General features: G+C 56.9%; 22 protein-coding genes. 7 read left to right on the forward strand and 15 right to left on the reverse strand.

Annotation, left to right across the window (positions count from 1 at the left end; translation table 11 throughout):
* Nucleotides 1-195: 195 nt before the first annotated feature.
* Nucleotides 196-882: a DUF1194 domain-containing protein gene (locus tag ACR0ER_RS16340; RefSeq protein WP_480769854.1), complete on the reverse strand. Its 687-nt coding sequence runs from the start codon at nt 880-882 to the stop codon at nt 196-198.
* A gap of 519 nt (nt 883-1,401) precedes the next feature.
* Here ACR0ER_RS16340 and ACR0ER_RS16345 point away from each other — a divergent pair.
* A complete protein-coding gene (locus ACR0ER_RS16345) occupies nt 1,402-1,671 on the forward strand; it encodes an HlyU family transcriptional regulator (RefSeq protein ID WP_480747144.1) in 270 nt (89 codons plus the stop codon).
* A gap of 124 nt (nt 1,672-1,795) precedes the next feature.
* Here the strand turns inward: ACR0ER_RS16345 and ACR0ER_RS16350 are convergent, their stop codons facing one another.
* Complete coding sequence (locus ACR0ER_RS16350; RefSeq protein ID WP_480769855.1) at nt 1,796-2,749, reverse strand: ankyrin repeat domain-containing protein; 954 nt, start codon at nt 2,747-2,749, stop codon at nt 1,796-1,798.
* 128 nt (nt 2,750-2,877) lie between these two features.
* Between ACR0ER_RS16350 and ACR0ER_RS16355 the strand changes: the two genes are divergently transcribed.
* Nucleotides 2,878-3,219, forward strand: a complete 342-nt coding sequence (locus ACR0ER_RS16355; RefSeq protein WP_480769856.1) for a c-type cytochrome — start codon at nt 2,878-2,880, stop codon at nt 3,217-3,219.
* A gap of 112 nt (nt 3,220-3,331) precedes the next feature.
* On the opposite strand, the gene ACR0ER_RS16360 is transcribed toward ACR0ER_RS16355, so the two are convergent.
* Both ACR0ER_RS16360 and ACR0ER_RS16365 read right to left on the reverse strand, forming a co-directional pair.
* Nucleotides 3,332-3,865: an SOS response-associated peptidase family protein gene (locus ACR0ER_RS16360; RefSeq protein WP_480769857.1), complete on the reverse strand. Its 534-nt coding sequence runs from the start codon at nt 3,863-3,865 to the stop codon at nt 3,332-3,334.
* 561 nt (nt 3,866-4,426) lie between these two features.
* Complete coding sequence (locus ACR0ER_RS16365) at nt 4,427-5,920, reverse strand: BCCT family transporter (protein WP_480769858.1); 1,494 nt, start codon at nt 5,918-5,920, stop codon at nt 4,427-4,429.
* Nucleotides 5,921-6,327: 407 nt separating this feature from the next.
* On the opposite strand from ACR0ER_RS16365, the gene ACR0ER_RS16370 reads away from it, so the two are divergent.
* The 3 genes from ACR0ER_RS16370 (at nt 6,328) to ACR0ER_RS16380 (ending at nt 10,441) form a co-directional block, all read left to right on the forward strand.
* Entirely contained in the window at nt 6,328-7,296 is a 969-nt protein-coding gene (locus ACR0ER_RS16370) for a TAXI family TRAP transporter solute-binding subunit (RefSeq protein WP_170330199.1), read from the forward strand.
* Between the two features lie 104 nt (nt 7,297-7,400).
* Entirely contained in the window at nt 7,401-10,013 is a 2,613-nt protein-coding gene (locus tag ACR0ER_RS16375; protein ID WP_480769859.1) for a TRAP transporter permease, read from the forward strand.
* A complete protein-coding gene (locus ACR0ER_RS16380) occupies nt 10,010-10,441 on the forward strand; it encodes a universal stress protein (protein ID WP_170330197.1) in 432 nt (143 codons plus the stop codon). The genes ACR0ER_RS16375 and ACR0ER_RS16380 overlap by 4 nt, the downstream gene beginning before the upstream one ends.
* Nucleotides 10,442-10,443: 2 nt before the next feature.
* Here ACR0ER_RS16380 and ACR0ER_RS16385 read toward each other — a convergent pair whose 3' ends face one another.
* Genes ACR0ER_RS16385 through ACR0ER_RS16395 form a run of 3 tightly spaced genes read right to left on the reverse strand, consistent with a single transcriptional unit; the run spans nt 10,444 to nt 14,532 of the window.
* The gene (locus tag ACR0ER_RS16385; RefSeq protein WP_480769860.1) at nt 10,444-11,484 is read right to left on the reverse strand and encodes a lipocalin-like domain-containing protein; all 1,041 of its coding nucleotides are present in this window, start codon (nt 11,482-11,484) and stop codon (nt 10,444-10,446) included.
* Nucleotides 11,474-13,888, reverse strand: coding sequence for an ABC transporter permease (locus ACR0ER_RS16390; protein ID WP_480769861.1), 2,415 nt, complete (start codon nt 13,886-13,888; stop codon nt 11,474-11,476). The genes ACR0ER_RS16385 and ACR0ER_RS16390 overlap by 11 nt, the downstream gene beginning before the upstream one ends.
* Nucleotides 13,885-14,532 carry an ABC transporter ATP-binding protein gene (locus ACR0ER_RS16395; protein WP_480769862.1) on the reverse strand — a complete coding sequence of 216 codons (648 nt, stop codon included), beginning with the start codon at nt 14,530-14,532 and terminating at the stop codon, nt 13,885-13,887. The genes ACR0ER_RS16390 and ACR0ER_RS16395 overlap by 4 nt, the downstream gene beginning before the upstream one ends.
* Nucleotides 14,533-14,690: 158 nt before the next feature.
* Here ACR0ER_RS16395 and ACR0ER_RS16400 point away from each other — a divergent pair, with 158 nt between their 5' ends.
* Nucleotides 14,691-15,125: a two pore domain potassium channel family protein gene (locus ACR0ER_RS16400; protein WP_170330193.1), complete on the forward strand. Its 435-nt coding sequence runs from the start codon at nt 14,691-14,693 to the stop codon at nt 15,123-15,125.
* Here the strand turns inward: ACR0ER_RS16400 and cls are convergent.
* The 3 genes from cls to ACR0ER_RS16415 form a co-directional block, all read right to left on the reverse strand.
* Nucleotides 15,122-16,534, reverse strand: a complete 1,413-nt coding sequence (cls, locus tag ACR0ER_RS16405; RefSeq protein ID WP_480769863.1) for a cardiolipin synthase — start codon at nt 16,532-16,534, stop codon at nt 15,122-15,124. The two genes, ACR0ER_RS16400 and cls, sit on opposite strands and share 4 nt — an antisense overlap.
* Nucleotides 16,535-16,557: 23 nt before the next feature.
* A complete protein-coding gene (locus ACR0ER_RS16410) occupies nt 16,558-17,532 on the reverse strand; it encodes an HAD family hydrolase (RefSeq protein ID WP_480769864.1) in 975 nt (324 codons plus the stop codon).
* Nucleotides 17,533-17,598: 66 nt separating this feature from the next.
* Nucleotides 17,599-19,209: an arylsulfatase gene (locus ACR0ER_RS16415; RefSeq protein ID WP_217359387.1), complete on the reverse strand. Its 1,611-nt coding sequence runs from the start codon at nt 19,207-19,209 to the stop codon at nt 17,599-17,601.
* Nucleotides 19,210-19,408: 199 nt separating this feature from the next.
* Here ACR0ER_RS16415 and ACR0ER_RS16420 point away from each other — a divergent pair, with 199 nt between their 5' ends.
* The gene (locus tag ACR0ER_RS16420; protein ID WP_480769865.1) at nt 19,409-20,089 is read left to right on the forward strand and encodes a Crp/Fnr family transcriptional regulator; all 681 of its coding nucleotides are present in this window, start codon (nt 19,409-19,411) and stop codon (nt 20,087-20,089) included.
* Nucleotides 20,090-20,092: 3 nt separating this feature from the next.
* On the opposite strand, the gene ACR0ER_RS16425 is transcribed toward ACR0ER_RS16420, so the two are convergent.
* The 5 genes from ACR0ER_RS16425 to ACR0ER_RS16445 are packed head-to-tail and all read right to left on the reverse strand — an operon-like array spanning nt 20,093 to nt 25,224.
* Entirely contained in the window at nt 20,093-21,325 is a 1,233-nt protein-coding gene (locus ACR0ER_RS16425; RefSeq protein WP_480769866.1) for a hypothetical protein, read from the reverse strand.
* On the reverse strand, nt 21,322-22,827 hold the full coding sequence (locus ACR0ER_RS16430) for a VWA domain-containing protein (RefSeq protein ID WP_480769867.1): 1,506 nt from the start codon (nt 22,825-22,827) through the stop codon (nt 21,322-21,324). Before ACR0ER_RS16430 ends, ACR0ER_RS16425 begins: the two co-directional genes overlap by 4 nt.
* Nucleotides 22,824-23,807 carry a VWA domain-containing protein gene (locus ACR0ER_RS16435; RefSeq protein ID WP_480769868.1) on the reverse strand — a complete coding sequence of 328 codons (984 nt, stop codon included), beginning with the start codon at nt 23,805-23,807 and terminating at the stop codon, nt 22,824-22,826. Before ACR0ER_RS16435 ends, ACR0ER_RS16430 begins: the two co-directional genes overlap by 4 nt.
* Nucleotides 23,804-24,280: a DUF4381 domain-containing protein gene (locus ACR0ER_RS16440; protein WP_480769869.1), complete on the reverse strand. Its 477-nt coding sequence runs from the start codon at nt 24,278-24,280 to the stop codon at nt 23,804-23,806. The genes ACR0ER_RS16435 and ACR0ER_RS16440 overlap by 4 nt, the downstream gene beginning before the upstream one ends.
* Complete coding sequence (locus ACR0ER_RS16445; protein WP_480769870.1) at nt 24,277-25,224, reverse strand: DUF58 domain-containing protein; 948 nt, start codon at nt 25,222-25,224, stop codon at nt 24,277-24,279. Before ACR0ER_RS16445 ends, ACR0ER_RS16440 begins: the two co-directional genes overlap by 4 nt.
* Nucleotides 25,225-25,230: the final 6 nt, after the last annotated feature.

Here is a 25,230-nt window from a genome sequence, read left to right on the forward strand (position 1 = left end):
AATAAACAACTCCAGGACTGCCTAAGATCCAACCATGCAAAACGCTCAATCAACATCGTCCTTGCAAAATCTGTGACCAGACATTCCTGCGCATCGCAGCATCGGTCGAACTGGGCTCAGAACGGACATTCGTGAGTTCAAAAAAATAGGCGGCTCCCGGGCGTCCGGTAAATCATCTTCTATGAATAACTTTATTTACGAAATTGGTTCGCCACTAATTTCATGCATCAGCTTCAGGCGAATGGCCCATGCGAAATCCGCATAAGTGTCGACAGAAACAACGAAACTGCCATGCCCACCGATCACAGCGTCTCTGAAATAGGCTTCCAGTTCAAAACTGTCATCAAGGATCGCAAGACCATTAATTGTGATACCCTGCTCCACGATAGCGTCGCGCACGTTCCGGGGATGCCGACCCTGGTTAGAGTGTTCATCCGACGTAATGTCGATCACCTTCCGTTTGCTTCGAAACGCATTGCGACGAAAAAGGATTCCACCATAGTCGATGGCATTGCCCATTGCTGTGCCAAAGCTGACGACCTGACGCGCTTGGCGTTCAATCGCCTCAGCAAATGCTGCTGCACTTTCCGCGTCATGAACTCTCCGCCATGGTACAATATCGAATTGCTGAAAAGTTGCACTCCACTGAACAAACGTGATGGCAATACCATTCCCACCAAGGTCCTCTATCGCCTGCACCACCAGCGGATCGCGAAAGGCCCGTGCATAACCTCCTATCTGGAGGTCAAATTCATCTCCTCGGATGCTAGATGATGCATCGGCCAGCAATACGAGCTCCAGTTCTACATCTGTCTCAGCATTGGCTGAAACAGTCATCACGACTGGCGCGAGAAGGAGAAAAAGCAGCCAAATCAAAATCATACCTCCGGAGGCTCGGTCGGGCATAGCTGTATTATTGGTTATTGAATGGTATCAGACTCGGCTGTCTTCGGCGAAGGTAATTCGTCCTCTTGCCAGCAACGCGCTCAAGCCGTCATCAATACCCAGCTCAGGCGATGCAACCAGATCGGGCCAAATCAAGCGTTGAGCATGCGTCTGTGTTTCGCTGAAGCTCTGGCGGAACATAGAACGTGAGTTGGAGGCTGGACACCTTCCCTATAAGCCAATGATAGATTTGCTGCAGCTCCAGCGCTCCGTCAAAGGTCAGCTTTGGGCCGGTGCAGCCTTTGGCGGCGGCGTATCAGAATGGCAGTTTTTGGGCCGTCCGTGCAAGGGAGAGTGGTGCGGGGGAATGGACTTTTACCACGGATATGGAAGAATTAGCCACGCAAGGAGCGTGCAATCGGATCGAAGACCAATGTTCTGATAGCACGACATGCTTCACGCCTGTCCCAAGCGGCGCTAGTCTCCGGTCATAGCAGCGCTGAAAGGAGCCACCAAATGTCCCTCTTATCTAAACTCTTCGGTGGCGGCGAAAAGTCGGAGCCGGAGCCGGTCTCTTACAGAGGGTTCGAAATCTTTCCGGACCTGATGCCCGAAGGTGGCAAATACCGCCTTTTGGCCCGTATAGAAAAGACCATCGATGGAGATCGCAAGACCCATACAGTGATCCGGGCGGATGTCTTTGAAACCCGGGATCAGGGCGAAAGCTTCAGCATCGCAAAGGCGAAACAGGTGATTGACGAGCAGGGCGAGCGCATTTTCGATTAAGTAAACAGCTATCCCAATGTTAGCGATACAATCGAGGGGTTTCCCGCAAAGTAGATATCCGTCCCGATTTGGCGAACGACCGCAATGCGGACAAATCGGACCTTCCCAACGTATTACTTTCGGACTAATTACGCTCCTTTAGAAAAGCGATAATTGCCCATCGTGTCGTCTGATCCGCAACCTTTAAGTCGTCACCGCTCGCCGCCATAGTATTTCCGGGAATTGCCATTTTCGGGTCGAACAGGAAGGCGTTGAGTGTGGCCGCATCCCAAACCCCATCTACAGATTTCATGGCCTCGGAATAGTTAAACCCTTCGACCCCAGCAATCGACCTTCCAAAGACGTTTGGAAACGGCGGCCCATTGCGAAATTCATTGCTGTCAAGGGAATGACAGACATCACACACATCCACTGCATCGCGCCTAGTCTGCGCGTCTATGGCGGACAGGTCTGCATCACTCGGTGGAGGCGGCGGTGTCCAGTTTGATGCGGCACGCAACAGTTCCGACAACTCTACATGATCGCGCTTTACGGCCAGGTGCAATTCGGGTTCACCAAACTTCGTGCGTGCATCCGGATCAACACCGTTGTCGAGAAGAATGCGTACCACATCTATTGCACCTGCGTGAGCGGCAGCATGCAGTGGTGTCCGTTGATCTCGCCCGCCAACAGCGGTTGGGTCCGCACCATGTGTCAGAAGTAGCTCAACGAAGTCTGTGTACTTGCGACCAGCAGCGACGCTCAGCGGCGTCCCCAGAGCGGAATCAGCATCGACGTTAGCTCCACGTTCGATCAGTATTCTCGCAGCTTCGAACTGTCCGGACATACTAGCAAAATGCAGAGGATGGGCTGCTCCAGCCTCATCAACAGGCGCCCCACCGTCCAACAATTCGACAAGTTTGTCGACGTCGCCGGAGCGTGCTGCATCCGCAACTTCTCCGGCGTCAGCTAGCGTGAATTGAGTACCAAGTGAAAATGTGAGGACCAGCCAAAGACAAAAGAACTTCATCAGCTTCTCCATTGGGCTAAAAATCTTGATCCCCGACATATTAGCATAATTCTGAGTCACATGGTTCATGACACCTATGGGTTCTGAGCGGTCATTTGTCAGATTTGAGATGGCGAGCGCTTTGCGGGACAAAGCCGCCGCTCGATGCTTTCAACCCAAAATTATGTTAACATTGCATGATTGGGAGGAGACGCCTGATGCTCAATTGCCCCATGCGAATAACAATCTTTGCCATGGTGTTCACTTTACCTTCGAACGGCATTGGTCAGGAACTTGATCCGCAAACCGCAGCTGGGAAAGCAATATACGAAGCTGAAACCCATAGAGTTGGCTGCAGACGATGCCACGCAGCTGATGGAACCGCTGTGGAAGAAGGCAAGTCCTTCATGGCGGAAAGGAGCATTCAAGGAAAATCCGCTGAGGAAATCAGGGTTGCGATTATGGCCTCACCAATGATGTGGACGATCAAACTTAAGGAAGAAGAACTAGTGCAGCTTGCAGCATACCTGAAGCATCTCGAAGCTGTGGCTAACCAGTAAGACCCGTCGAAGTAAAGGCTGAATAAACTCCGCAAACGTGGCTGAGAAATGGGAAGTATCCTGTTGTCCGCTTTGGGCTCAAAGCTGCCGTTCGGTGCACCGCTTGCAAGCATCAATTCTCAATTAGCCCGATAAAGGCGAATGGTGGGCGATCTTTGTCTCCATTTAGCGCAATCCAGTGATAGCAGGCTGGATTACGTCCTTTAGCCTCACAAAACGAACTGGCGGGCACCAGGCAGCGGCGGTCCTCGAAACTGCCTTTCCAAAGCCCGCTCGTGCGAACCATGTCATCGCGCGCGTTGTTCCACGCCGCAGGCTGGATGATTGCTCCGGTTTTCCTTGACTTCTTCGTAGTTCGAAATCCCCAACTCAGAGGCACCAGTTCACGCACACCGTCCTCTGCCTTTCTGACAACGGGGGCCATGTGCTTCGGGAGAATTGCGGGCAGGGGCTCCGCATTGCCAAGTTTGTTTCTCTCAGATGCCACGTCAAACAGTTGACGCATTGCATCGGCGGGAATTGTGTTTGAGTACAGGTTGCACATATGGCAAACGGTACGTGTTGGATTTAGTTTGAACAAGTGGGCGGTGTTCGCTAATTGTTCCCGGTAGCGAACTGGCCCAACCAAATCGGCTTCGACCTTCATAAAGAACTTGAAGCCCGCCCGATATCGGATTGGGAGGCGGCCCAGCGTACCTGGGCCAAATTCCAGGTTCTTAAACGCAAAAATCCGGTGGTATCCGCAACTGCAACGGACAATCGCGCACCTGCATTCTCGGTGGTGCATAGCAGCACCTCAGTATCACTGGGCGGCGAGCAAGGAATGGCTCAACAGACATTACATGCTGGCGTCCTAAATATTACCCGGGCGACCAGAGTAGGACTCTGAGATGCACTAAAACTGTTACTCGTGGGCCTCCGATTGCCGTTACTGTGCTTATACGCGATCACTCACACTTTCGCGGAACGTTCTCTATATCTCTGTGTGAGTCAAACCAGCTAAGGCACTGTAATTGCAAAAAGTCGATGGAATTCAAAATCCCCCGATGGCAACATCGTGAGAGTTCGAGTCTCTCCTTGGGCAACACCTCCGAAAATAACGTTCAGACGCGGTATGTTTACCTATTGCGTCGCAGGCTCAGCCAGATCAGAAACCCGATATAGGCAAAGACGCTAAGGTTCAGCAGGGTGTCGATGAAGTCGCCACTCATGTCCGGTCCTCACGCGCAAGGCTTTTGAACAGACAGATCACGAGGATCGGTACGATAAACACGAAGGCCATGGCCGACAGTGCGATGATTGACCGGACTAAGGAAATATCTCCCACCAGTATCATTGCTAAGCCCAACGCGCCTAGAATCACCCCCCAGACCGTCCGAACTCTGGGGGACGGATTATCGTCGCCGCCCGTTCCAATCATTGCCAGAGTGAACCCGGCACTGACGACGCTGGTTACGACAAACAGAAACGCAGCCAGAATTGTTGCAGTTTGTGTCAGGCCCCCAAGTGGGAACTTGGCAAGCAGGGCGAAGGTTGTTGCGTCCAGATTCTCGGCATTGACGGCGGAAAGGGCACCTTCCTGCCGCAGCGCATCAAAGAAACCCAACCCGCCAAAGATTCCGAACCACAGAATCGAGAACAGGGTCGGGGCGACGATGACACCGATCAGGAACTCTCGGATGGTACGCCCGCGCGAGATGCGTGCGATGAAGATGCCCACAAAGGGAGACCAGGCCAGCCACCAGATCATGTAATTCAGTGTCCAACCGTGAAACCAGTCGATGAGGATGTCGTCAAAAAACTCTGCTGTGGAAAATCCAGCTGGCAGAACACCAAACAGATACCGCCCGAAACCCGAGACAATGTCATTCATCAGAAAAGAGGTTGGGCCGAGGATCAGTAGATAAACCATCATCCCGACGGCTATCAGCATGGCGGCATTGGACAAAAGGGACATCCCTTCACCAAGGTCCCGCCGCAGGGGGATGATGAACGCAATGCAGAGTGCAGCAAACACGGGCATCGTCAGAACTCCGGGCGTTTCAACCCCGATCAGACCCGCCAGTCCGGTCTGTATCTGAAACACGCCCATCGCCATCGATCCCGCCAGACCCACGGCAATAGCAACAATAGACAGCAGATCGAACATCCACCCCATGGCCTTGATCCAGCGCGCTTCGCCCAGCGCCTCGGTCAGCGGGGCGCTCAGCAGCAAGGTGCGGTGTCGGCGATAGGCGAAATAGGCGATGACCAGCCCGACGATTGCGTAGATCGCCCAGGCATGGAAGCCCCAGTTCAGATAGGTAACGAACAGGCCGTAGCTGGCAGCCTCAGCGTCTGGGTTAAACTGGCGCAGAACTTCGAAATGGGTCAGAGGTTCGGCCACGCCATAGAAAAGCAACCCAACACCCATCCCGGCGGCGAATAGCATGGCGATCCAGCTGGGTGTAGAGAATTCGGGTTCAGCGTCATTCGGGCCAAGGCGGATGTCGCCAAAGCGTGACAAAGCAAGGTACAGCGCCACAAAAAGCAGGCCGCTGACCTCTAACATGATGAACCAGCCGCGGCTGCTGAACTGTGTTGCCACGGCTTCTGATGCAAGTCGTCCCAACCCCTGCGGGTCGGCGATACCCCAGGCCGCAATCGCTGCGCTTATCGCAAGGGCAATGACAAGCAATGGGCTGGGTGACGGGCGCTTCATCACGGATCCTTTTAGATGGTGTCGGCACAAATCCCTTTGCAGACTGACGGTTACCAGTGGTTGTGAAAGTTTGGTCAAGACTAATGGTCCACGTGCAAACATTCAAAAGAATTGTTGCGTCACCCGTCTACCGGCCTTCAACACAATGCGGATTTCCGGGTGATCTCTTCGAGATTCAGGGGGAAACTTTGAAAATAACCCTCAGATTTGCGACTTGGGGCGCTGTAGCCCGGACCGGGGGTTGACAAGTTGAGTGTCTGAATGAAACGTCGAAGATGTTGGGAGATTTTGGAATTTCAGACGCTTGAGCCTGTTGCATGACGGGCGCGCTTGGCGTACCGGCAGGGTCCCTGGGTGGGGCCGCCGGGCGGTTTCCCATCCACAAGAAGAATTGGGAGTTCTCAAAAATGAAAAACAGCAGCAAGCTCAGCCTCGGCGCGGTGGTTACCGCAGCCCTTATGGCTCCGGCAGCGTATGCAGAGGAATTCATCACCATCGGCACCGGTGGTGTGACCGGTGTGTACTATCCGACCGGTGGCGCGATCTGCCGTCTGGTCAACAAGGGCCGTAAAGAGCACGGTGTTCGCTGCTCGGTCGAGTCGACCGGCGGTTCCGTCTACAACATCAACACCATCCGCGAAGGCGAGCTGGAGTTCGGTGTGGCGCAGTCCGACTGGCAGTACCATGCGTTTAACGGTACCTCGAAATTCGAAGAGGCCGGCCCGTTCGAAAACCTGCGCGCGGTCTTCTCGGTACACCCCGAGCCGTTCACCGTTGTAGCCCGTGCCGATTCCGGCATCAGCAGCTTTGAGGACCTCAAAGGCAAGCGCGTGAACATCGGTAACCCCGGTTCCGGTCAGCGCGGCACCATGGACGTTGTTCTGGAAGCGATGGGCTGGACCATCGACGATTTCGAACTGGCGTCCGAGCTGAAAGCGGCTGAGCAGTCGGCGGCTCTGTGCGACAACCAGATCGATGCGATGATCTACACTGTGGGTCATCCGTCGGGTTCGATCCAGGAAGCTACCACCGCGTGTGATTCCGTTCTGGTCAACGTGACCGGTGACGCGATCAGCGGACTGATCGACGGCAACTCGTACTACCGTACCGCGACCATTCCGGGCGGCATGTATCGTGGGTCTGACGGCGACACCACCACCTTCGGTGTGGGCGCGACCTTTGTGACATCGGCGGACGTGTCGGAAGACGCGGTTTACGCGGTTGTCAGCTCGGTCTTCGAAAACTTCGACGACTTCAAAAAGCTGCACCCTGCGTTTGCGAACCTGAAACCCGAAGAGATGATCGCGGACGGCCTGTCGGCGCCGCTGCATCCGGGTGCCGAGAAGTACTACAAAGAAAAAGGCTGGCTGCAGTAAGCCGAACCTAAAGCAGGGTGCCTTCGGGCGCCCTGCCACCCAAGCCCGGTTTGAACGGGCGGTGAATAAGGCCAAAAAAGGCCGCCTGACGGGGAGACATCTTTATGAGTTCCGACACACATTCCAACCGACCGCTATCCGAAGAAGAGCTACAGGAGCTTGTAGCCTCCTCCGATGCGGGCGGGCGAAACCCGGTCGGTAATGTCGGGATTTTTCTGGCCGTAGTGGCCGCGCTCTGGTCAGTGTTTCAGGTGGTGCTGGCTTCGCCGGTCTCCAACGTTGTGCTGCCGGGCAGCGTCGTTAACAACTCGCGCCAGATCCATCTGGCCTTTGCGATGTTCCTGGCCTTTGCGGCGTATCCCGCGCTGAAATCTAGCCCTCGGAATTACATCCCCGTTCAGGACTGGATCATGGGTGCGCTTGGCGCCTTTGTGGCGCTGTACGGGTACTTCTTCTACGACAAGATCGTGAACGCGGGTGGTCTGGCAGACGATACCGACAAATGGGTCGCGCTGGGTGGTTTGCTGCTGCTGTTTGAGGCCGCGCGCCGGGCGCTTGGACCGGCCATGGCAATCATCGCGACGATTTTCCTTGCTTATGTCTTCTTCGGTGCGTCCGAATGGGTGCCCGAGGTGATCCGCTGGAAAGGCGCAAGCCTGAAAAAGGCCATGAGCCATATGTGGATCACGTCCGAGGGTGTGTTCGGCATCGCCCTGGGTGTTTCGACCAAATTCGTGTTCCTGTTCGTTCTGTTTGGGGCGTTGCTGGATAAGGCCGGGGCGGGGAACTACTTCATCAAGATGGCCTTTGGCGCTTTGGGTCACTTGCGGGGTGGCCCGGCCAAGGCGGCCGTTGTTGGCTCGGCGGCGACTGGTCTGATCTCAGGCTCGTCCATCGCCAACGTGGTGACCACCGGGACTTTCACTATTCCTCTGATGAAACGCGTCGGGTTCAGCAGTGAACAGGCGGGCTCGGTCGAGGTCGCCTCATCCGTGAACGGGCAGATCATGCCGCCGGTGATGGGTGCTGCGGCCTTCCTGATGGTCGAGTATGTGGGCATCTCTTACGTTGAGGTAATTACCCACGCCTTCCTGCCAGCCGCGATTTCCTACATCGCGCTGGTCTATATCGTGCACCTCGAAGCGGTGAAGCGGAATATGCCGACGCTGGGCAACCGCGAGGTTCATCTGGCGCGTACCGTTGTTGGGATGCTGTCTTTCTTCCTCGTGTTCGCAGGTCTGTGCTACGGCTCGCAATTCCCGGTCGAGGCGGTCACCAGCTGGGCGCCATCCTCTGCGGGCCTGATCCTGAGCCTGATCGTCTGTGCGGTTTACGTGGCGCTGCTGTATCTTGCCGCGCAGGTGCCGGATCTGGAACCTGATGACCCGAATGCCAAAGAGGTGGAACTGCCGGTTATCGCAGAGATCTACAAAGCGGGTCTGCATTACCTGCTGCCGATCATCGTTCTGGTCTACTTCCTGATGATCGAGCAGAAGTCGCCGGGTCTGTCGGCCTTCTGGGCAACGGCGCTGTTGTTCGTGATCCTGCTTACGCAAAAGCCGCTCAAGGCGCTGTTCCGTGGGCAGAGCAATCTGAATGACAACTTCATCGATGGTGTTGCCGACCTGTGGCAGGGCCTGATTGATGGTGCGCGCAACATGATCGGGATCGCTTTGGCCACGGCCACGGCGGGCGTGATCGTTGGTACCGTAACTCTGACCGGCGTCGGGCAGGTCATGGCCGATCTGGTCGAGTTCCTGTCGGGCGGAAACCTAATCCTGATGCTGGTCATGGTTGGCCTGCTCAGCCTGATCCTCGGCATGGGCCTGCCGACTACGGCGAACTATATCGTGGTCAGCTCGCTGATGGCCGGTGTGGTCGTCGAACTGGGCGCGCAGAGTGGGTTGATCGTGCCGTTGATCGCCGTGCACCTGTTCGTCTTCTACTTTGGGATCATGGCAGACGTGACGCCACCTGTCGGGCTGGCAAGTTTTGCTGCGGCGGCTGTGTCAGGCGGCGATGCGATCAAGACCGGTTTCACAGCGTTCTTCTACAGCCTGCGAACCGTCGCTCTGCCGTTTGTGTTCATCTTCAACACTGACCTGTTGTTGATCGATGTCACCTGGGTCGAGGGGATAATAGTTGCTATTTTCGCAACAATAGCAATCCTTGTCTTCACAGCAGGAACAATGGGTTATTTCGTAACCCATAGCCGTATCTATGAAAGCATCGCTCTGATCGCCGTTGCTTTCGCCTTGTTCCGACCGGACTACTTCATGGATCGCATCGCGCCGCCATACACGTCTGTTGAACCAGCAGCCTTTGTTGAGACCATTGGGCAAACGCCACCAGGTTCCGAGGTGCGTCTGGTTGTCAGCGGCCCGGATTTTGACACGCTCGAGATGACGGACACGACTGTCGTCGTGACCGTTGGTAATGAAGAGGGTGGCGAAGCGCGGGTTGATGCCATGGGTTTGTTGCTGTTGGAAGAGGACGGTCTGATCAAACTGGAAGAACCGATGTTCGGCACGCCTGTCGCGGATGAGCTGGATATGTTCGACTACTACGGCGACGATGCCGTGCGCTTGTCCTCGGTTAGCCTTCCATCCAGTCAGCCTCCCAAACAGCTGATCTACATCCCGGCAATGATCCTGCTGGGTCTGATCGCCTTCCTGCAACGCGGCCGTGCCGCCAGACAAGAAGAGGTGACCGCATGACAAACTCTGTTCTCTGCGCCGTCGATATCAGCAATGGCGATCTGGATGTGAACGTCCTGAAAACAGCGGCGGCTTTGGCCGATCAGGACAACGCCCAGCTGGATGTGGTAACCGTCCTGCCTGATTTTGGCGAAAGCTGGGTGTCAGGCTTCTTTCAGGCCGACTTTCACGAGAAAGCGTTGGAAGAGGCTCAGGTCAAACTGTCTGAATTGTGTATCTCGGCCCTTGGGGATGAGCGGAACGCCAAGATCCGCCACGTGGTCGCAACCGGGACGGCGTATCAGGAAATTCTGAAGACCGCCGAAAGTGCGGGCAGTGATCTGATCGTGATCGGCGCGCATAAGCCGGACCTCAAGGACTATCTGCTGGGGCCGAACGCGGCGCGGGTTGTGCGCCACTCGACCGTGTCGGTCTACGTCGTACGCTAGGGTCAGTACCCCGTCATCTCAAGGTATCCGCGCCCCTGGTGGCTACCGGAGACGATGACGGGGCCTTCCCAATACTCAAAGCTTGTGCCCATCCACGCGCCGGGGGTGATGGCCGAGACCTCGACGTCCAAATCTCGGTCCGGCAAGGTCACCTGCCATTGGATGGGCACGTCCCGGTCCGCTACGCGCGTAGTGTCCAGTGGTGTGAAGGAAACCGATCCATCCGGCAGGGCCGTCGCGGTTCCGTCCCGCGCGATCCATGTGGCCGCCGTGAAATCGCCGCGTCCGCCGCGCAGGCGGAAGGCCATCAGCTTTTCTCCGTTATCTAAGCTGAGCGAGAACCAATCCCAGCCGCTCTGATCTGACGCCAGTGGTTGCGAGGACCACTCGTGGTCTAGCCAGCCTTGACCGGTGACGGCAACATCGCCCTCGGGCAGGTGCAGCACGCCTTCGACCGTGTAGAAGGGCTGAGAATAATAATAGCTGGCTTGCCCATCCGCTGATTTGACCGAGTACCCGGCGTCTCCGTGAAAAACCAGCGGGCCTTCGGCGATCAGACTTAGGTCATAGCCAAACTCTGCACCGCTGGCCGAAAGAGTCACCGTGCTAGGGTCCGCTCCTCGCATTTGCCATTCGTCGATCCAGGCCTTGAAGGGGGAGGCAGTTACGCCGGCCTGACCGATCCCGCCGCGCGACAGACGTTCTGCGAAATAGTGCGATTCAGGCGTGGTTACGGCGGCGTGACCCATCCATAGTTGCGGGCTTTGCCAGCCTTCGGCCTCAAACGGTTTCAGCGCGGATCGAAATAGGGTCCATTGAATACCGTACTCGCGCCCATCCTCACCGATCAGGTTGGCCGTCAGGTACCACCATTCGATCCGAAAGCCGGGATGCGGGCCGTGGTCGCGGGGGAATTCAAACTGATATTCGGTTTGCGGGATTTCAAACCCGTCAGCCGAGCCACCAAGCCCGGCATAACCCTGCGCGCGCAGGGCGGAGGGGAGCAGCAGAAACAGAACACACAGGCAGGCTTTAACGTTCATTGGCAAAAACCCTCAGCAAATCAGCAGGCGGCAGACGCAACAGGCGCAACGCGGGCAGGGCGGCGGCGACAAAGGCGGCCAGCAGGGTCAGCGCGAAGAGATAGGCCCAATCTGAAGGGAACAGATACATCGGCAGCCGCCAGCCAAAGGCTTGCACGTTGATCACAGCCAGCAGAGCCCAGGCCAGAACTAAACCCAGTGGCAAAGCCAGTACGGCGGTCAGCGCGGCTAGCAGAACACTACGCAAAAGCTCCAGCTGCGCGAGTCGCGCTCGGGTCAGCCCCAGCGCCCAGACCGGCGCAATCTGCGGCAGGCGTTGGGTCCAAAGAGTCAGCAGGCTAGTCAGGATGGCGAACCCGGCGACGCCCAGCGTCAGGATGTTCAGCGCCGATGTTACAACAAAAGTCTTTTCAAAGATTGCCAGAGATTGTGCTTTCATCGCCGCCTGCTGCACGACGGCCTGACGGGGCAGGCCAAATTGGTCACGCAGAGCTTGTGCCAAATTGGTTGCGCGCTCAGGTGCAATACGGATACCAAACCGGCGATTGCCGGCCCCCGGCGCGATCTGGTCCAATTGAGGCATCGACACGATTGCCTGACCGGTTGGGTTTCCGTAATCCGAATAGACGCCCGCAATGGTCAGGGTATAATCCTCTCTGAGGGTCAGCGCGTCTCCGGGCCACAGGTTCGCACGACGAGCGATTTGTTCGTTGATCAGAACGGCCTTACCCGCGTGTAGGCGATCCCATACACCTTCCGACGACGCGATGATCGGCCAGTGATCGCGGTAGGTTTGGTGGTCCACGATCCCGTATAAAAAGAGCGGCCCCGTTTCATGTGCCAGTTCAACGCTGCGGATCGGCAGCACTGCGTCCACTTGCGGGCTCAGCCATCGCGCTATCTGCTGGCCTTGCTGGTTGTCGGCGGCGGTCACGTAAAGCTCAGAGGTCAGGCGCTGATCCAGCCAGCCGGTGAAGGTCAACCGAAAGCTGGACACCATTGTTCCGACGCCGATATTTGCCGCCAAGGCCAGCAGCAACGCCATTAGGGCCAGCGACAGGCCGGGCAGTTGTGCGCGCATGTCGGCCCAGACCCATTGCGCAATCGGCCCGCTTGCGCCGCGCTGGAAAGCTGAAAGGGCCAGCGATAGAAGATAGGGCAGGATCAGAGCGGCTCCGGTCAGGATGCCGCCCACCATAGCAAAGCCCGCAATCAGCCCGTCCACCGCATATCCGACAGCAAAGCCACCTGCGATCAGGATCACCCCGAACAGTGCGCTGGTGCGGTGCCCGGTTGCCGAGCCACGCCATGCCTGCAGGCCAGCCCCCGTCAGAAGAGGCATACGCGACAGGCGAAACAGGGCCTGACCGCTGGCCAGAAAAGTGCCAGCCAAGGCCATGGCCAGCCCAGCCAGAACCCATTGCGGCTGTAGGGTCATCTGCCCGTCGACCGGTGCACCGTACAGCCCGCGCAGGGTGGCGGCGACATCTGGCAGCAAGGCTCCGGCCAGAAAGAAGCCAAGGATCAGCCCCAATGTGCCGCCGATCAAGGCCAGCAAGGTCAGTTCAGCCATGATCATCCAGACCAGCCGCCGCATCGAAACTCCAAGCGCCCGCAAGGTGCGGATCATCGCCCGCCGCTGGGCAAAGGCCAGCCCGACGGTGCCGTGCACGATGAACAACCCAACCGCAAAGGACAGCAGGCCAAAGGCCGTCAGGTTCAGGTGAAAGCTGTCCGTCAACTGGGCCGTGTCCAGTCGGGACGAGGCCTCAATACGTTCCAGTTCTGGCGCGATGTCTGCCAGCCGAGGGATGCCGCGCGGCTGATCGGGGAGCACCAGCAGGCGCGAGATCTGGCCGGGTTTCTCCAGCAGCACCTCAGCCACGCCGATATCGGTAAGGATCAGGTCGGGCGGCACTGCCTCTGACTGCAAGATCGGGGGAAGGCTGTCTTGTGCTCTGAGCACCTCGGCCAGTTCGGGGGATACCAGCAGACGGCCGGGCGCGGTCAGCATGTCGGCCGGATCAGGGGGCGTTTGCGATTGTTCGATCTGCGTCACGGCGGGTAAGGCGGGGTAGGCCACCATATCGACGCCCATCACTTGCACCGTGCGCCCGTTCAGGCGCAGAGGCCCCTCGAGAACTGCCGCAACCTGCCACCCGGCGCGGCGCAGCGCGACGTAGCGCGCAATCGGGATCAGGCCGGAGGGGTTACGCAATTCGTCATGAAGCCCCAACGCAAGCTGATCACTGGCGCGCTGGTAGCTGGCGCGCGCCTCGGCGTTGATCGCCTGCACGGCGGACCACAATCCCGTGGCCAGCGCAATTCCGATCAGCATGGTGGCTAGTTGCAGCTTGTGCCGCCGCCAATGCGACAGCAGAACCTGTATGACCGCGCCGGTCATGCGATTTGACCACCAGCTAGATGCGCGTGCCGGTCCAACCGCCGGGCAATGTCCTGCGAATGAGTGACCAACAGCAGAGCGGCCCCGGTATCGGCCACCAGCGCCAGCATCAGGTCCAGTACATTGGCGCTGGCGGTTTCGTCCAGATTGCCGGTGGGTTCATCCGCCAATAGCAGTTTTGGCCGTGCAGCCATGGCGCGTCCGATGGCGACGCGCTGTTGCTGCCCGCCCGAGAGGCTCTCGGGGAAGCGTGCCAGCAAATCGGTCAGGCCCAACCGATCGGCCAGTTGCCCGGTCCAACCTGCATCCTCACGGCCTGCCAGTCGGGCGTGGAAGGACAGGTTTTGCGCGACCGTCAGCGACGGGATCAGGTTAAATTGTTGAAACACCAGCGAAACGCTTTTACGGCGAAGCTCGGCACGCCCGGCGTCATCCAGCGGTGACAAGGTGGTGCCGTCCAACGTGATCTCGCCACCGTCAAAACTGTCCAATGCCGCCGCCAGATTGAGCAGCGTGCTCTTACCACTGCCGCTTTCTCCGGTCAGGGCCAGCGTCTGCCCCTGTTCAAGGGTCAGCGATACGTCCCGCAAAACCGGGCGTCCACCCGGATAGGATTTCTGGACCCTGTCGATCGAAAGCAACATGCAAAAACCTCGGACTGTGCCCGCAACAATGTGCGCCGCTGACGGGCAGAGTCCAGCGCCGAGCCACATTCGTTTCCATTCGTCGCAGCCTTGTCCTTTGCCGGTTAAGTCGCCATTGTGGTGGAACTTCTTCGGGCCAAAACATGATAAGCGAATTGATGACGTTAACGCAGCAGATCCTTTGGGGCAGCATCTATCTGGGCATCTGTTTTCTGATCGAGATCATCTTTCTGACGTGGTGCACGCAAGTTGTAAGGGTGGCGTCTCTGCGATTGGAAAACAGCAAGAGGTTCGTTTCAATCGCTGCCCCGATCTGTATAGCCCTCGTCTTTATCGTTGCGATCCACACGTTTCAGGTATGGCTTTGGGCGATTGTCTGGGTGCTGGGAGACGTGCTGCCCGACTGGAACTCGGCACTGTATTTCTCATTGGTGACGTTTACGACACTGGGCTACGGCGACATCGTTCTTGGGGAGCCGCTGCGCATATTCGGCGCATTTGCCTCGGTTACAGGCTTGTTGGCCTTCGGGCTATCCACCGCCTTTATGGTCGCGCTTATGACCCAGGTCTTTAAAGAAGAATTGATGTCCTAAAGGATCGGTGCGAACAGCCGGGCAAGGGGGGACCCAAACCGGATATAAGCCGGTTGGTCGGGCAGCTTTTTGGTCAGCTCATAGCTTTTCTCAAAATCGGCCCGCAGCATCTTGTCTACGGCCTGCGCCGCTCTTGGGTCAAAGAACAGGGCCATTGCTTCGAAGTTCAGGCGGAAAGAGCGATTGTCCAGATTGGTCGTTCCCACAGCGGCCAGCGTGTCGTCGACCACAAAGACTTTCTGGTGCATGAAGCCGTCGGTGTATCTAAACACCCGCGCGCCGCAGCCCGTGATTTCATCGAAATAGGCGAAGGCGGCGAGCCAGGGCAGGCGGTGGTCGATCACTTCGGGCACCAGAATGCGCACGTCCACACCGCGCAGGGCGGCGTGTTGCAGTGCGGTCATGATGTCGATGTCTGGCACAAAATAGGGTGAGGCGATCCACAACCTTTCTTTTGCTTCGGTGATGGCGGCAAAGAACATCATCGCGCCTGTCTCGGTGTCATCACCGGGGCCAGTTGCGACGATCAGAGCGTTCATGTCCTGCTCGGATTCCGACCCCGCCCAATCCAGTTGTTCGATCAGGTCTTCCTCATGGGCCCAGTGCCAGTCCTCGGTGAAAATCAGCTGCAACTGCCGAACGACATGACCCGTCATCTTGATATGCGTGTCGCGCCAATGACCGAAATGCGCGTCTTGGCCCAGATACTCCACCCCCACATTATGCCCGCCGATATATCCCGTCTCTCCATCGATGATCACGGTTTTGCGGTGATTTCGGTAGTTGAGTTGAAAGCGGTATTGAGGCCCTCGGCGGTCACGCGGATTGGCGATCTCGATCCCAGCGGCCCGCAATTCGTCCAGATAGGCCGTCGGCAAGCCATAGCTGCCCACCGCGTCAGTCATAAAGCGCACCGAGACACCACGTTTCGTTGCGGCGATCAGCTTGTCTTTGAGTTGTTTCCCTAGCGCGTCATCCCGGACGATGTAGAACTGGATCAGAACATAATTCTGCGCGGCATCGATTGCCTGAAAAATGGAGTCAAACGTCGCTTGGCCGTCAATCAACAACTCAGCCCCGTTTCCACGTGAAACCGGCAGATGCGCCAGCGCCTCGAACGGGCGGGGGTTGACGGGCATTGAGGCCAAATCGGGTTTTGAGAAATCCGCAAAACTCTTGATGCCTTCGACAACCTTTTCGCTGTGCTTGCGGGCAATGCGGTAGCCCCGGAAGCGATGGTGTCCCAGAAACAGGTATAGAGGTACACCGACAAACGGGGCGGAGATCAAAAGAACCACCCATCCGACGGCCCCCTGTGGTGTGCGGGCGGTTTGCGCCGCCCGTATCGAAAACACCGCTGCCGTCACGTACAGAAAGAAGACGAACGCGGAAAAAAGAATTGCCCACATGAGGTTATCGGTCTCTGAGTGTCTTAGTCTGACCCAGTGTAGATGCGATTCCAGTCATTCGCCATATCAACAATGACCCAACCCATATCCGGCCCCTTATCCAGCCCATCGACCAGTCTCCCGATCGGGCTTTCGCGGTCATAGGCCCATTCGCGTTCGGCATCGGTGTGGTGGATCAGAACACCCAAACGCGGACCTTCGCCCGCTGTCGTCCATTCCAGCATGGCGAAATCCCCGTCCGAGTTTCCACCTGCCAGAATAGGACGCCTACCAATCGTGCGTTCGATGTTGATCGGTTTGCCCTCTTTGTCATCGACAAAGGCAATTCCTGGGGCCTTGACGATCGCGGGTGTTCCGTCGCTAGTTTCATAACTCGTGGCTGTGTAGGTGCCCAGAACCTGCTCGGGCGGGATGCCATAGGCGTCTTCGGTAAATACGCGCATGAAATGCAGACCTCCACCGGAAACGATATAGGTGCTGAATCCTTCATCCCTGAGATAGCGCAGCAGTTCCACCATCGGCTGATAGGTCATCTGATCGTAGGGCAGATCGGTATCCGGATGGCGCGCGGTGTCCAGCCAGTCGGCGACGGATGCCTGGAAATCTTCGACACTCAGTCCGGAATGCGAGGCGTTCAGAACTTCGATCAGAGCGTCGTGACCACCCTCGGCAACTGCTTGCAGGTCACCCTTTGCCGCAGCTTCTAACGTCGGAGTGGTCAGGATCGCGGGATCGGCCTCGGCTAGTTCGGCAAGGCGGTCCATGGCGAAAGTCAGTTGAAAATAGACCGGCTGTTCAGCCCAAAGTGTGCCGTCATTGTCAAACACCGCAATCCGTTCGGCCGGAGTGACATAGTCAGAACCACTCGGGTCTGTGACCGCCTCGACGAATTCAACGATCCTGTTTTTGGAGTCGGAGTTGCCCCAGCTAGGCAGAGGGTCGGCGAACGATGCAATCGGAGCTAAAAGTACAACGGCGGAAAGAACTGCGTTCTTCATAAGAAATGTTCCTGTTTCAATTGGTAAAGGGCCGCCGTTTTGCGGCGACCCTTTGTTTTCGAGGGATTAATTGTTGGTTGGTGAGGCCAGTTTCTCCATCACCTGATCCAGATTGAAGCTGGCCGCTTTTTGGCGCGGCGGGAATTCCTGGAAGGTTTCAAGGAAACTGCCGACATATTGCTGAGCGGGCACAAGGAAATAGGCCCGATCCAGCAACCAATCGTAGTAGGTGTTGGACGTCCGGTACGCACGCTCATAGGGATCGCGGCGCAGGTTTACGATCAGCGGAATGCGCAATTCTGTCCAGGGTTCGATCCACGCACGCAGGGTGGCCCATGCCTTCTGCTCGAGGAAGATCAGCTTCCAGTCGTCGAAACGCAGTGCGGTCAGGTCCCCGTCGTCCGAGAAATAGAAAATCTCGCGACGTGGGCTTTCAGTGGCCTCACCGGTCAGCAGAGGCAGGATGTTGTAACCGTCCAGATGCACCTTGTAATCGCGGCCCATACCCGAAGAGCTATAGCCAGCTTTCAGCTTTTCCTTGATGTCCGGGTCACCGGCAACGGCAAGGTATGTCGGCAGCCAGTCCATGTGATGCACGATCTCATTGGTGACCGAGCCGGCCTCGATCTGACCGGGCCAGCGTACCATCGACGGAACGCGCCATCCGCCTTCCCAGTTGGTGTTCTTCTCGCCCCAGAACGGTGTCGCGGCAGCGTCCGGCCACGTGTTCATGTGCGGTCCGTTGTCGGTGGAATAGTGAACGATGGTGTTGTCGGCGATGCCAAGCTCATCCAGCAGGTCCAGCAATTGACCCACATGCATGTCATGTTCGATCATACCAGCCGTGTATTCGTCCGCGCTGCCACCGAAAATTTCGTTGGCCTGCGCGCGCATTTCATCCTTGACGTGGGTGCGGAAGTGCATGCGGGTGCCGTTCCACCAGACATAGAAGGGCTGGCCTTGCTCGTGGGCACGCTTGATGAAGTCGATCGCTGCTGCAACGGTTTCTTCGTCCACCGTTTCCATGCGCTTGCGGGTCAGGGGGCCGGTGTCCTCAATGGTGCCGTCGGCCTTGGACTTGATAACGCCGCGTGGGCCGTAGGCCTCGCGGAAGGTGCGACCATCCGCCAGAATAGCGTCGCCCGGATAGTCTTCGTTTTCAGGCTCTTCCTCGGCATTCAGGTGGTAGAGATTTCCAAAAAACTCATCAAATCCGTGGTTTGTTGGAAGATGTTCATCTTTGTCGCCAAGGTGGTTCTTGCCGAATTGACCGGTGACATAGCCGTGGTCTTTCAACAGGCCCGCAATGGTTGGGTCTTCGACCTGCATCCCCAGATCAGCGCCGGGCAGACCAACCTTGGACAGGCCGGTCCGGAACACTGACTGTCCCATGATGTAGGATGAGCGACCAGCGGTACAGGATTGCTCACCATAATAGTCGGTGAATATCATGCCTTCCTTGGCGACGCGGTCGATGTTCGGTGTCTGATATCCCATCAGGCCCATCGTATAGGCCGAGATATTGGATTGCCCGATATCGTCACCCCAGATGACCAGAATGTTAGGTTTCTGATCCTGTGCCCAAGCGGGAAGTGCCAACGCGACGGCGACGGTAGCCACAGCAATGCGGCGCAACTTGGTGCGCCAACTGTATGCAATCGAACGTGGTGGTGACATGATATGCTCCTGATCTGAAAGGGTCTGTACAACCCGGAGGTGTGTTTTGCTTGGTGGCTGCTCAAATCAGCCAATATGGCTCGTAAAAATGGTCGAAATCTGAACGGCGAAACCTTCACCTTTCCGGGAATCGAACAAGCTCAGACTAGGCGATCAGAGGGATTGAAAACTCATCATATGATGATATTGAAAATTTCTAATGTTTGACAAAGCGAATAATTTGAAGCTCTTGCAGCAGGCCGGGTGGTTCAGCAACCGCTCAGACGCGTTTCGGCGCGATTTGCTCGAATGCGGATCGGCTAAAACTTTTGAACCTTGGGAAACGCTGTATCACCACGGAGACCCGGCAAACGGAATATTCGCCATCCTCAGCGGCGGTGTTCAAATCACCGCGCCTGCAGATGACGGGCAGGAGTTCGTGCTGCACCGCGAGGGTGCCGGTTTCTGGATCGGGGATCTGGCCCTTTTCGCCGACACGCCGCGGCTGATCAGCGTCGTCACCACGCAAGAGACGCAAGCCTTGTTCTTTCCGCACTCACGTATCGCCAAACTGGTTCAGGCCAACCCCAACTATGTTCGCGACTTTTACGCGCTGACACAGGAGAATATGCAAACAGCGTTGCGGATTATGGCCAATCTCGCTGTGACCGGCAGTGAGAAACGGCTTGTGTTGCGACTGCTTCATCTGGATGAGGGCACGTCAAAATCCGATGGCTGGATCGTGGTCTCTCAGGACGAACTGGCCGAGATGATCGCTGTCTCGCAACCCACATTGCACCGCAGCCTGCACCGTTTGGCAGATATGGACCTTATCGAACTCGGCTATGGGCGCGTGCGGTTGAAGGACCGGCAGGCGCTGATCGCCAGTTGTCAGACCTGAGGGTCAGGGGTTCAGTGGCGGCAGCGGCTGGGCGTGCTTGTTTGGCGTTGAAACGAGCGCGTCAAGCGCGGCGACTGCGCCAGACCAGTCTGGATTTTTGCGATTTTTGTCAGTTCCATAGCGCGTTGAGCCAATTCGAGCTAGACATGCTTCAAGCCCGCTATAGCCTTGCGGGTTTTCACAGCGCCGCTTCCAGGTTTCAAGAGCACTGTAGGCGGCCGAAAGATCCTGATCACGCAGCGCACGGCGTAATTGCTTAAGTGCGAAATCCGGCGACGCGCGGTACGCCTTTTCTCGTGCTTCCTGCCAGTTTCGATACCGTGGCATTGACCACCGTAGAATTGCCCAAACGATTACGACAGCCACGACTGCCCAGAACAGGTATCTGATCAAGGTATCCGCAGACGGTGGCCCGGATTTGGGTGCAGCCAGTTTCAGGTTCACGGCATCGGCCTCCACGGTTTCGACCGTGTTCGTGGTCAGGTTGAACCACTGCAGCGAAACCGGCGGCAATTGAGTTTCACCTCCGTCCTGAGCAAGGTAAACCGTTTCATCGGCACGTTGGCCTGACAGGATGCCCCGATCCTCAGTCTCGGTAAAACGCGGTTCCTTGGGGTAAGGTCGCAGCAGAGGGTCATGAATTTCAGGGATTAATTGCGGTATCATGATCGGGCTAGTGCCCGAAATGCGCGCAGTCAGCCGCCGATTGATCGCATCGCCGGCTTGCATTTCGGTTGCGCCTTCAACCTCCTGTGTCAGTTCAAAACCCGTCGCGATAATCAGAGGATTCAGGTCGCGCGCACCATCCGGGACCACGGCGTTGATCCTGATCGGTGGCAGCGGAACGGAAACTTGGGTCGGATTGTTTGTTTCCGGGTCCGCGAACGTGACCATCATTTCCTGCGGGCCAAAGTCTATCGTCCCTGTCACCAGAGGATAGATGCGATAGCTCCGCTGGACGCCGGACCATGTTTCGCCGCTCACGGACTCGCTGACAGGGCCCGAGGCACGCTCGGGCAAACGCACCAGCAGGTTTTCCTGTTCCAGGGTCGGAAAGACCGGAGGGGACGGCATGAAGGTCGGAACCAGAACCTTTATGCGCAGAATTGCGGGTTGTCCGACTATCACGTCTTCGCTTGGTACTTCCACCGTGACTTGGGGTTGGATTGCAGTTGAGGTCTGCGCGAAGGCACTTAGTGGAAGCAAGACAACTATGAGAAGGAGTGCGTACCTCATTGTATCTGCTCCTGACTTTCCAGGAGGAACCGATTGCGCAGGAAATCCTGCATGTCCGTATCAATCGCGCTGATCCACTGGTCTGCTGACAGGGGTTTGGCGTCACCGGTCTGCGCCTGAATGGTTGTGTTCTCGCCGCGACCGGAGTCGTTGTCGAACACAGTGTCATCCGCTCCGATTCCGGCTTCTTCACCGGTGTCGGATTGCTCCCTAGTGGTCTCGACATAGTCAAGTATGGCTTGTGCAACTTCAAGATTATGCTGTGCTTCCGACCAGTTAGGGCGCCGATCTAATGCTTCTTGAAAGGCGGCAATAGCGGGGCGGTATTCCCGGTTGCGAATACGAGCCATACCTTCAGAAAAAGCGGCTTCAGGCGTATTCAGCTCAGCGAAGATGGCTGCGGCTTCCGGATACTGGCCCGCTTTCAACCGCGCGTATCCTTCATGGTAGGGTTCCTCGAAGAATTCAGCTGCGTCCGCATAACGCTTCTGGTTCATTGCGATTTGACCCTGCTGATCTGGCGTCAAGAACCAATCCCGCCAACCTTCTGCACTAGCGGGGCCTGCAGGTTGTATCAGGAACAGCCCCAAAAAGACCCACCGGATAACCCAACCGCGCCGGAACCAGAGCAGCGACAACAGAGCCGCAGGCCACGCCAGCATCCATCCCCGATCCTGCCAGTCCAGTCGATCATCATCATCCAGCGCATCCACATAAGCCGTTTGGATTTGCCGCTGCAGCCGTGCGATATCCCTGTCATCATTGGTAAACGGGACCGCAACGGCGTTTTGGAGATTGTTCAGTTGAACAATCTCACCTCCGTTGGGGAGCATGGTCAAAAAGAACACCTGCGAAGTTGAGTTCTCAAACTCGGTAAGCTGTGATGGATCGAGATCGTCTAAAACAAACAGGACGGCGCCCGGTGTTTCGCTTTCGTCCAGTATGCTTTGCGCCAATGTCAACGCGTCGCCCGCAGCATCTCCTTGTTTGGGCATCACAGCCGGGGTCAGCCCCTCCAGCAACGGGCGCAGGATATTTGCGTCTTCGGTCAGGGGTGCAACGCGGTGCGGTGAACCGGCATAGGCGATCAGCGCCGTTCGTGCGCCTGCGCGGGCGTTGATGATATCTGTGATCTTGAACTTTGCACGCTCCAGTCGGGACGGGGCCAGGTCGGGGTTCTCCATGCTGTCGGTAACTTTCAGAGCGATCACCAGAGGGGCCGTATCCGCCACCAGCGGGTTTTGTGCTCTTGACCACGTTGGCCCCGCAGCGGCTATGGCGACCAAAGCGGTGGCAAACATGGCCACGTCAATGGGATAGATACGCCGTTTTTCCTCTGTTCCCAAAAGCAGAGCTGCCGCAAGGTGCGGAGCTACTCCGGAAGGAAGTTCGGATTGTCTCGAGCGCTTCGGGCGAGCCACCCACCAAAGACCCGCAATTGGTATTAGGAAAAGCAGATAAGCAGCTCTTAAAAAATGGAATTCTGTCAGGGCATCTATCATGAAACACTCCTTCGCCGTTGCGCGATATGCAGACCAGCGGAACTGATCAGCATAAGCAAAAGGGTGACTAACAGTGGATAGTGCGTAAGGCTTTCTCGGGGTCGATAACTCTGGGTTTCAACAATTCTGGGGTTTTGCTCATCAATGCGCTGGTAGGTCTCGGCAAGTGCGGCCTCATCGTTTGCAAAGAAATACTGCCCGCCGGTTCGATCTGCGATGGCCTTCAGGGCGTCCAAATCTACGCGATCCTCGCCAGAGGCATTGGGATCGCCGACGCCGATGGTGTAGATGACAACGCCCTTATCCGCAGCGATGGCAGCAGCGTTGGTGGGTGTCATACGGCTGGAAGTATCGGCGCCGTCGCTGAGAACGATCATCAGGCGTTGATCCACCTCGCTGGAGTCAAAGGTTCGAATTCCCAAACCGATCGCGTCACCCAAAGCGGTATTCGGGCCAGCCATGCCTACTTGAGTTTGATCTAGGAACCCATTCAAACTGTTGAGGTCTTCGGTAAACGGCGCTTGTACAAAAGCTCGGGTTCCAAAGATGATCAGCGCCATCCGGTCGCCCTGACGTTCGGCAATGAACTTGCGTAGCACATCTTTCACCGCCGCAAGCCGCTGTTTGGGTGTGCCATCAGTGGACTGAAAGTCGCGCTGGTCCATTGACCCCGAGATGTCGAGGGCGAGCACCACATCCCGGGCGGACTTTTCGATCACGATCGGGTCCGCCAGTTTTTCTGGACGCGCCAGAGCTGTCACAAGCATCAGCCAGATCAAAACGACCAGAGACGTTTGAAGTACAGGACGTTGTGCAATGACCGATCCAGACTTGGGCTCAACACCTGCCGCTTTGGCGACATGGCGAAAGAAAGGAATACGGATCGAACTCGATTTCTCTCGGTGTGGAGGCGCGAACCAAAAGACCAGCAAAGGCAGTGGTAAAAGCAAAAAGGCCCAAGGTGCCGCGAATGAAATCATTTGATCCCCCTTTGAACCTTGTGGGCCTTGATCCATTTACGCGCGAATTCCGCTACATTTGGATTTGGTGGGGTGGTTCTATAAGGTGCTTCAACAAGAAGGCGAGCCTCGGATTCGGAAATCGAAATATTATCAGAAGTTTGCGCCAGAAAGGTAATCCAATCCGCGCCGTGAAGGCCGGCCACCTGATCGCGCGGAAATGCGGCCAGTGCAGTACGTCTAAGGATTTCCGCAACTTTGGCGACATCATTGTCGACAGCTTGCAAATCAGTGAGTGCGGAACGGCGGTAGGCATTCATTCTACGGTGCCGTCGGTACATGAGGACACCGCAAGCGACTGCCGCGACCAACAGCAAAGCCAAAACCGCCCAACCCAAAGTCTGAGGCGTCATTGATATCGGCGCGGGGGCTGGGGCAGGTTCGAGCATATCCAGCAACTCGACAAGTGATTTGCCTTCGACATCGACGCTCATCTTTGCCCTCCGCGATGGCCGAACTGTTGCAGTAATTGATCCAGGGCCGGTTCAGCGGTGGTCAGCGGAACAATCGGAATACCATAGCGGCGCGACCATTGCCGGAGTTGCGCCAGCCTGTTTTCCAGTTCCGCTCTGATGCGTTCCGACAAGTCCGGTTCGGAACTGTCGAGTTCGATCTGCGCGTCTCCATCCGAGACGGTCAAACGCAGCCCCGGGATCAGTTCGCGCGAACTGGGATCGGATATGTTGAACAAAATTAAGTCGTTCGACTGCGCCAGCCTTCTCAGCAGGCTTTCCGATGCCTCATTCAGGCCATCAAAGTCCGAAAACACGCATATCAGCGCGTTAGTATGCGCGATCCGGGCGGTTTGTTTCAGAACGTCGTTCAGCGCAACGGTCTGCTCAGGGTGCAATGCTGCATTCAAACTGCAATTCAACCCGGCGACCGAGGACAGGAACCGTTTCAAGGCGGCGGGGCGGCGTTGAGGGCGATGCTCGGCCAGATCGGTGTCGCCAAATACGATCCCGCCAACGCGATCTCCTTGCCCCAGAACGCGATGGGCGGCGATAGCGGCGGCTTCGGCGGCAACAACGGATTTCATGTAGACTTCGGTTCCGAAAAACATCGAAACACGCTGATCTACCAGTAAGAGGGCAGGGCGGTCTCGTTCTTCGGTATAGACCCTAACATGGGGTTTTCCGGTTCGGGCGGTCACTTTCCAGTCGATTGTGCGGATGTCATCGCCTGGCAGATAGTTTCGCAGTTCCTCAAAGTTCAGACCGCGCCCGCGCAGGCGCGAGGCGTGACGTCCATTGAGGATCGAGCGCGCCGGTTGTTGCGGTAGCAAGCTGATCGCGCGTGATTTGACACCCAGCCGCAGCAAATGATCCACATCGACATGGATGCGCGGGTCATTGGGATATGTGGCAATCCGGGCCACGGGCTT

The organism is Ruegeria sp. CH8 (assembly GCF_056536985.1).